Genomic DNA, 957 nt, shown 5'->3' on the forward strand with positions numbered 1-957 from the left:
TAGCCGGCTTAGCTCAGTTGGTAGAGCATCTGATTTGTAATCAGAGGGTCGAGGGTTCAAGTCCTTTAGCCGGCATTAAAACCAAATTTGCGGAAGTAGTTCAGTGGTAGAACACCACCTTGCCAAGGTGGGGGTCGCGGGTTCGAACCCCGTCTTCCGCTTAGCCAATGTAAAACCATGGCCCATGCCGGGGTGGCGGAATTGGCAGACGCACAGGACTTAAAATCCTGCGGTCAGTGATGACCGTACCGGTTCGACCCCGGTCCTCGGCATTAACTAAATATACAATGCACCCATAGCTCAATTGGATAGAGTACTTGACTACGAATCAAGCGGTTACAGGTTCGACTCCTGTTGGGTGCATTTTTTACTTACGGGAATTAGCTCAGCTTGGTAGAGCACTTGGTTTGGGACCAAGGGGTCGTAGGTTCGAATCCTGTATTCCCGATTTCTTATGGGGGCTTAGCTCAGCTGGGAGAGCGCCTGCTTTGCACGCAGGAGGTCAGCGGTTCGATCCCGCTAGTCTCCATTAAATTTAATATCATGGCGGTGTAGCTCAGCTGGCTAGAGCGTCCGGTTCATACCCGGGAGGTCGGGGGTTCGATCCCCTTCGCCGCTATTTCTTTAGAGCTTGGACCTTTAGCTCAGGTGGTTAGAGCAGACGGCTCATAACCGTCCGGTCGTAGGTTCGAGTCCTACAAGGTCCATAGTTATATCTTGGAGGATTACCCAAGTCCGGCTGAAGGGAACGGTCTTGAAAACCGTCAGGCGTGTAAAAGCGTGCAAGGGTTCGAATCCCTTATCCTCCTTAATATTATCGCGGGGTGGAGCAGTTGGCAGCTCGTCGGGCTCATAACCCGAAGGTCGTAGGTTCGAGTCCTACTCCCGCAATTAGGTTCCGTGGTGTAGGGGTTAACATGCCTGCCTGTCACGCAGGAGATCGCGGGTTCGATTCCC

Annotated in this window: 10 tRNA genes; all 10 read left to right on the plus strand. The window is 52.7% G+C overall.

The window, feature by feature from the left end:
- The first annotated feature begins 2 nt into the window (after positions 1-2).
- The 10 genes from ADH99_RS08270 to ADH99_RS08315 all read left to right on the plus strand — a co-directional run bounded on the left by ADH99_RS08270 (position 3) and on the right by ADH99_RS08315 (position 891).
- Positions 3-75: transfer RNA gene (locus ADH99_RS08270), tRNA-Thr, on the plus strand.
- Positions 76-89: 14 nt separating this feature from the next.
- A tRNA-Gly gene (locus ADH99_RS08275) sits at positions 90-161 on the plus strand.
- A gap of 25 nt (positions 162-186) precedes the next feature.
- A tRNA-Leu gene (locus ADH99_RS08280) sits at positions 187-272 on the plus strand.
- Positions 273-289: 17 nt separating this feature from the next.
- A tRNA-Arg gene (locus ADH99_RS08285) sits at positions 290-363 on the plus strand.
- Positions 364-374: 11 nt separating this feature from the next.
- Positions 375-448 (plus strand) — tRNA-Pro (locus ADH99_RS08290).
- An 8-nt stretch (positions 449-456) separates the two neighbouring features.
- Positions 457-529 (plus strand) — tRNA-Ala (locus ADH99_RS08295).
- Between the two features lie 16 nt (positions 530-545).
- Positions 546-619, plus strand: a tRNA-Met gene (locus tag ADH99_RS08300).
- Positions 620-633: 14 nt separating this feature from the next.
- Positions 634-707 (plus strand) — tRNA-Ile (locus tag ADH99_RS08305).
- A gap of 12 nt (positions 708-719) precedes the next feature.
- Positions 720-809: transfer RNA gene (locus ADH99_RS08310), tRNA-Ser, on the plus strand.
- Between the two features lie 9 nt (positions 810-818).
- A tRNA-Met gene (locus ADH99_RS08315) sits at positions 819-891 on the plus strand.
- Positions 892-957: the final 66 nt, after the last annotated feature.

The organism is Granulicatella sp. 572.rep1_STHE, assembly GCF_001073445.1.
In the GTDB taxonomy this organism is placed as follows: Bacteria; Bacillota; Bacilli; order Lactobacillales; family Aerococcaceae; genus Granulicatella; species Granulicatella adiacens.